The organism is Ensifer sp. ENS02 (genome assembly GCF_014851885.1).
Lineage (GTDB): Bacteria > Pseudomonadota > Alphaproteobacteria > Rhizobiales > Rhizobiaceae > Ensifer > Ensifer adhaerens.
Window position 1 is genome coordinate 158,866 of sequence record NZ_JACVAO010000015.1, and the last position, 6,295, is coordinate 165,160.

The window sequence follows — 6,295 nt, forward strand, 5'->3', positions numbered from 1 at the left end:
AGATGCTGGGAAGAACTGCAAACGGCCTCTACTGGATGTTCCGCTATATCGAACGCGCCGAAAACAGCGCCCGGCTGATCGATGCCGGCCTGCGCATGGCGCTGACCCGCAGCGAGGCAACGGAGGGCGACTGGGACGGAGTGCTGCAAAGTGCGGGCGTGCGCGAACTTTATGACGAGGTGCACGAGACGCTGACGAGCATCGACGCGATCGACTTCCTGCTGCGCGACCGGGCCAATCCCTCAAGCGTGATGTCCTGCATCGAGGCGGGCCGTCACAATGCCCGCATGGTGCGCACGGCGCTGACGCGCGAAACCTGGGAAGCCACCAACGAGTGCTATCTCGAGATGAGGGCAATGCTGTCGAAGAAGGCGCGCCCGACGGACATGCCGGAGATCATCGACATGATCAAGCGCCGCGCCGGCCTCATCCGTGGTGCCTTCCACGGCACCATGCTTCGAAACGAGATCTTCAATTTCTCGCGCATCGGCACCTTCATCGAACGGGCCGACAACACCGCCCGCATCCTTGACGTGAAGTACTACGTGCTTCTGCCGGCGGTCGCAGCCGTCGGCTCGTCGATGGACAATGTGCAATGGGAATCGATTCTGCGCTCGGTCTCGGCGCATCGCGCCTATGGCTGGGTCTATGACGCCGAACTTCGCCCCGCCAACATCGCCGACTTCCTGATTTCCAACGGCCGCATGCCGCGCTCGCTTGCGTATTGCTACGAGAAGATCGCCAGCAACCTCGGCTACCTCGAACGGGAGTATGGCGAACGCCATGCCGCCCACGAGACGGCCGACCGGACGCTAGCGTCGCTGCGCAGCCAGTCGATCAAGGACATCATGGATCAGGGGCTGCATGAGTATCTCGAAGAATTCATCAGCCACAACAACCGTCTGGGACAGGAAATCTCCGACGGCTACCGATTCTACTAGAGCAGTTTCAGCGAAAGTGTAACGCCGTTTCGCGTTTGGAATTGCGTAAAAACAAGGAGATAGAGCGCTTTCACAACTCCGTTTTGATCGGAAGCGTTCTAGATCGGAGGATGGCATGCACCTGAAGATCAGCCACACGACCGAATATCACTATGACGAGCCCGTGCAGTATGCCCTGCAGCGCTTGCGGCTGACGCCGCTCACCCAGGTGGGCCAGACCGTGCTCGGCTGGGAAACCCTCGTCGATGGCGCTGCGATCGAAGTGAACTACGACGACCACTTCGGCAACCGTGTTCACCTCGTCAGCATCGACGGCGACCGCGAAACGATCCATATCACGGCCTCCGGCGAGGTCCACACGGAGGACCGCGCCGGCGTCTTCGGCCCGCACCAGTCCTATGTGCCGCTGTGGCTCTTTGCACGCGAAACACCGCTTACCAAGGCCGGAAAGCTCATCCGCGAGCTCGCAAAATCCGCCGAAGGTGACACCGCCCTCGCCCGCATGCATGCGCTGATGGAGACGATCCACGAGGCGGTGACGTACAAACCCGGCGAGACTCATGCGGAAACGACGGCCGAGGATGCGCTGGAAAGCGGCCAGGGCGTCTGCCAGGACCATGCCCATATCCTGATCGCAGCGGCGCGCTCGCTCGATCTACCGGCGCGCTACATCTCGGGCTACCTGATGATGGAGGGACACCCCGAACAGACGGCCAGCCACGCCTGGGCCGAGGTGCACCTCAACGGGCTCGGCTGGGTCGGCTTCGATGCAGCCAACAAGATCTGCCCAGATGATCGCTATGTCCGCATCGCCTCCGGCCTCTGCTACCGCGACGCCGCCCCCATCTCCGGGCTGATCCACGGCGAGGCGAAGGAGACGCTGAAGGTGTCGGTCACGGTCGAACAGCAGCAGCAAAGCCAAAGCCAGAATCAAAGCCAGGCCCGGGGCCAGAGCCAAAATCAGAGTCAGTAGGTCGGAGACGGGGCGGCGGCGACGCCCCGCCGAAGCTGCAGGGTGTTGCAACTACCGCGAGGCGCTCGCCTGCAGGATGCGGCAGAGCGAAACCAGCCCGCTGTCATAACCGCCGCCAACGACATCGCGACAGCGTTTGATCAGCTTGACCCGCTCGCCGGCGGGCAGTGCATTGAACGCGGCCATCGAAGCGCCTGGTGAAACCGAGCCTCCCGAACCGCCTCCGGTTCCACCGCCAACGCTGCCGCCACCCCCGGAGCTCCCGCCGCCGGATCCCGTTCCAATTCCCACGCCGAGCCCAAGCCCGACGCCGTTGCCGCCGCCTGCATTGGCCTTGAGACCAGCAGTCAGGCCATTCCGTCCACCGACCGTGGCATTGACCGAAGTGTTGAGCCCTTTTCCGCCGCCAAGGCCGACATCGGCATCCGCGTTGATGCCATTGGCGCCGCCGGCGCTCGCCTGCACATCGGCGTTGACGCCTTGCGCACCGCCGATCGAGGCGTTTGCGTTGGCATTGACGCCGTTTGCGCCACCGAGCGATGCGTCGACATCGGCCTTAAGGCCGTTCGAGCCACCAAGTCCGACATTGGCGTTCAGCCCGCTCGGGCCACCGACGGACACGCCGACGCCAAGACCGTTCGCACTCTGTGAAAATGCCGGCTGGGACAGCGCCACCGTCGCAAGAAGACCGAGCGACAACGCAAGTACATTCCTCCGCATGATCGTCCTCCTAACAAGGTCAGGGTCGGAATGGCCCCGACAATGGGGATACGTCGCAGGGTTGCTGCCGGTTGCAGCGGATCAGCCGAAAAGCGAGGGTTTTGCCCGGTGTGGATAACACAGGGCAAAGATGCGGCCGAAGGCGTGTCTTTTCGAAACGATGGCCTTGGCACCCAAACAGGATCGCCGCACCGAAAGTGGTGCGGTGATCGCTCTGAGGCTCTTAGCCGATCAAAGGACGTCTGATGACGCTGGAAGGCTGGCCAATGGCCCGAAAAAACCGATGATGCGCGTAATGCGCGTCGCGTTGGGATCGAGGAATGCGATGTCCAGACCCTCGGGGAAAGATGATCCGTCGGGCATCACAAATCGCCAGGCGAAGCGTGCGATCCCATGATGAACATCCACGTCGCTTGTCCGAGTAATACGCGCGCCCGGGTGCCCAGCCTGAATACCTGCAATGTGCGCGAGCAGTTCTTCTGCACCGGCGGCATGAACCGTCGGGTCCGTGTACGTTGCGCCATCGGCCCAGATCGGCACCAGCAACGCCCGCCTCTGCTCGGCGTCCTCCGACGACCAGGCAGCGCAATACGAATCGATAAGATCTGTTAACGGCACGCTTCTTCACTCCCTTAGATCATAGGTTCCGACACGCTCCGACGGCCAAGCCGAGGCGCATGCTCCTTCTCGCCGCAAGATAGCTGACGGCTGTTCGGCTGTTGCATTTATCCTTCGATCGTCTCCGATCAATGGAGCACTGCCGCGGCCGCCCACCTGCAGGCACGCAACGTCGCGGGAGAAAACTATGACGTCGACGCTGCGAGGCCAATACGCACCGCGCGGTCAGTGGTTACCCAAAGGTAAGGGAAGATGAACAGGCCCGCCGACTAGGGCTGATTGCAGCGATGAAGACGGTCGCGGGTCAGTGCGAGCATAAAAGTTACAGGTCCCGTCCCGCGACGATGCTTGCGGGTGCGCCAAGCCTGCTCAGCTCGCAGCGGCCTCCTCGACGCTGGCACCTGGGACCGTCGCACCGCAATTACGGTGCGACGGCGGCCTTTGCGCGTCTGTTATGACGCAAGCTGTGTTGAGCGCCAAAGACAAGAGCGAACTGTCCGCTCTCGCGCCGACAGCGTCAGTGGCTGTCGCGGTTCATCGGAATTTCCGCGCCGCGCGGACCGACGAGGAAGTCGAGATCCGCGCCCGTGTCGGCCTGCATAACGCTCTTGACGTAGAGGCCGGCATAACCACCCTTGAGCGGCATCACCGGCGACGCCCAGGCAGCGCGACGACGGGCCAGTTCTTCGTCGGAGACATCGAGATGGATGGTGCGGGCCGGCACGTCGACGGCGATCATGTCGCCGTTTTGAACCAGTGCCAGCGGGCCGCCATCGGCCGCTTCCGGCGCCGTGTGCAGGATGACCGTACCGTAGGCCGTGCCGGACATGCGCGCATCGGAGATGCGGATCATGTCGGTAATGCCCTTTTTCAGCACCTTCGGGGGCAGGCCCATGTTGCCGACCTCGGCCATGCCCGGGTAACCCTTCGGGCCGCAATATTTCAGTACCATCACGCAGGTCTCGTCGATGTCGAGATCATCGCGATTGATGCGAGCGTGGTAGTCCTCGATGCTCTCGAACACGACCGCCCGGCCCTTGTGCTGCATCAGGTGCGGCGATGCGGCGGACGGCTTCAGCACGCAGCCCTTGGGCGCAAGATTGCCGCGCAGCACCGCGATGCCGCCGGACTTGGTCAGCGCTTTGTCGCGCGGCACGATGACGTCGTCATTGTAGTTGACGACATCCTTGACGTCGTTCCAGATCGTGTCACCGGTGACGGTCACAGCATCCTTGTGAAGGAGGCCCATTTCGCCCACGGCCTTGATCACGACCGGCAGGCCGCCGGCATAATAGAACTCCTCCATCAGGTACTTGCCCGACGGCTGCAGGTTGACGATCGTCGGCACGTCGCGGCCGAGGCGATCCCAATCGTCGAGACTGAGGTCGACACCGACACGGCCGGCAAGCGCCAAGAGGTGCAGCACGGCGTTGGTCGAGCCACCGACAGCGCCGTTGACGCGAATGGCGTTCTCGAAGGCCTGCTTCGTCAGGATATCCGAAGGCTTCAGATCCTCCTTGACCATGTCGACGATGCGGCGGCCGGAGAGCTGGGAGATCACCCGGCGGCGGGCATCGACGGCAGGGATCGCCGCATTGCCGGGCAGGGTCATGCCGAGCGCTTCGGCCATCGAGGCCATGGTCGAGGCCGTGCCCATGGTCATGCAGCTGCCGGCCGAGCGGGCCATGCCCTGCTCCGCATCCATGAATTCGGCGAGCGACATCTCGCCGGACTTCACCATTTCCGAAAACTGCCAAATCGCCGTGCCCGAGCCGACATCCTTGCCGCGCCACTTGCCGTTCAGCATCGGGCCGCCAGAAACGAGGATGACAGGGATGTCGACGCTGGCAGCCCCCATCAGCAGGCTCGGCGTGGTCTTGTCGCAACCGCCGAGCAGCACGACGCCATCGACCGGATTGCCGCGGATCGCCTCTTCGACGTCCATGGCCGCAAGATTGCGGAACATCATCGCCGTGGGCCGCAGCGTGCTTTCGCCAACGGAAAACACCGGGAATTCGACCGGGAAGCCACCGGCCTCGTAGACGCCGCGCTTCACCCGCTCTGCGAGATCACGCAGATGCGCGTTGCACGGCGTCAGCTCCGACCAGGTGTTACAGATGCCGATGATCGGCCGGCCATCGAAGGTGTCGGCGGGCAGGCCCTGGTTCTTCATCCAGGAGCGGTGCATGATGGCATTCTTGCCGGTACCGCCGAACCAATCCTGCGAACGCAGCTTGCGCGGCCATTCAGCTTTCTTCTTCATCTCTTCCTTCCTTATGCGGCCCGCACCGTTCACGCGGGCCCGATGACGGCGTGCTTCAGGCGAGCGTGTAGGCCGTCTTGACGGTGGTGTAGAACTCGGCGGCGTAGCGCCCCTGCTCGCGCGAGCCATGGGACGAGCCCTTGCGCCCGCCGAAGGGCACGTGGAAATCGACGCCCGCCGTCGGCAGGTTGACCATCACCATGCCGGCTTCGGCATTGCGCTTGAAATGGGTCGCGTGCTTGAGGCTGGTGGTGGCAATGCCCGAGGACAGACCGAAGGGCGTGTCGTTGGCGACCGTGAGCGCCTCATCGTAGTCCTTGACGCGGATGACGGACGCGACCGGCCCGAAGATCTCTTCCCGGCTGATGCGCATGGCGTTCGTCGCTTCGGTAAACAGCGCCGGCTGCAGGTAGAAGCCGGGCGTGTCGCGCTTCAGAAGCTCGCCGCCGAAGGCAAGCTTGGCGCCTTCCTGGCGGCCGATGGCGATATAGTCGGTGTCCTGGTTGAGCTGGCTCTCATCGACCACTGGGCCGATCTGGGTGCCGGCCTTCAAGGCGTCGTCGATCACAAGCCCCTTCATCCGTTCGCCCATGGCCGCCACGAACCGATCATGAATGCCCTCGGTGACGATGAGGCGCGAAGATGCGGTGCAACGCTGGCCGGTCGAGAAGAAGGCGGAGTTGACCGCCGCCTCGACCGCGACCGCAAGATCGGCGTCGTCAAGCACGACGAACGGGTTCTTGCCGCCCATCTCCAGCTGGTATTTGCGATTGTGTTCGA

6 protein-coding genes are annotated in these 6,295 nt (G+C 63.3%); 2 read left to right on the top strand and 4 right to left on the bottom strand.

Annotation, left to right across the window (positions count from 1 at the left end):
- Nucleotides 1-2 precede the first annotated feature (2 nt).
- Both IB262_RS27875 and IB262_RS27880 read left to right on the top strand, forming a co-directional pair.
- Complete coding sequence (locus IB262_RS27875; RefSeq protein WP_034803460.1) at nt 3-941, top strand: alpha-E domain-containing protein; 939 nt, start codon at nt 3-5, stop codon at nt 939-941.
- Between the two features lie 115 nt (nt 942-1,056).
- Complete coding sequence (locus tag IB262_RS27880) at nt 1,057-1,914, top strand: transglutaminase family protein (RefSeq protein ID WP_089045050.1); 858 nt, start codon at nt 1,057-1,059, stop codon at nt 1,912-1,914.
- A gap of 51 nt (nt 1,915-1,965) precedes the next feature.
- Here IB262_RS27880 and IB262_RS27885 read toward each other — a convergent pair whose 3' ends face one another.
- The 4 genes from IB262_RS27885 to IB262_RS27900 form a co-directional block, all read right to left on the bottom strand.
- Nucleotides 1,966-2,634: a hypothetical protein gene (locus tag IB262_RS27885; protein WP_112975124.1), complete on the bottom strand. Its 669-nt coding sequence runs from the start codon at nt 2,632-2,634 to the stop codon at nt 1,966-1,968.
- Nucleotides 2,635-2,865: 231 nt separating this feature from the next.
- The gene (locus IB262_RS27890) at nt 2,866-3,252 is read right to left on the bottom strand and encodes a hypothetical protein (RefSeq protein ID WP_089045052.1); all 387 of its coding nucleotides are present in this window, start codon (nt 3,250-3,252) and stop codon (nt 2,866-2,868) included.
- A gap of 517 nt (nt 3,253-3,769) precedes the next feature.
- Complete coding sequence (gene araD, locus IB262_RS27895; protein WP_112975125.1) at nt 3,770-5,515, bottom strand: L-arabinonate dehydratase; 1,746 nt, start codon at nt 5,513-5,515, stop codon at nt 3,770-3,772.
- A 55-nt stretch (nt 5,516-5,570) separates the two neighbouring features.
- A partial coding sequence (locus tag IB262_RS27900; protein ID WP_192494004.1) for an aldehyde dehydrogenase family protein occupies nt 5,571-6,295 on the bottom strand: 725 nt, incomplete at its 5' end.

What these genes read in the sequence shown, in the direction of transcription:
- IB262_RS27875 (WP_034803460.1), top strand. Translation starts at nt 3, where the DNA reads ATGCTGGGAAGAACTGCAAACGGCCTCTACTGGATGTTCCGCTATATC.
- IB262_RS27880 (WP_089045050.1), top strand. Translation starts at nt 1,057, where the DNA reads ATGCACCTGAAGATCAGCCACACGACCGAATATCACTATGACGAGCCC.
- IB262_RS27885 (WP_112975124.1), bottom strand. Translation starts at nt 2,634, where the DNA reads ATGCGGAGGAATGTACTTGCGTTGTCGCTCGGTCTTCTTGCGACGGTG.
- araD (WP_112975125.1), bottom strand. Translation starts at nt 5,515, where the DNA reads ATGAAGAAGAAAGCTGAATGGCCGCGCAAGCTGCGTTCGCAGGATTGG.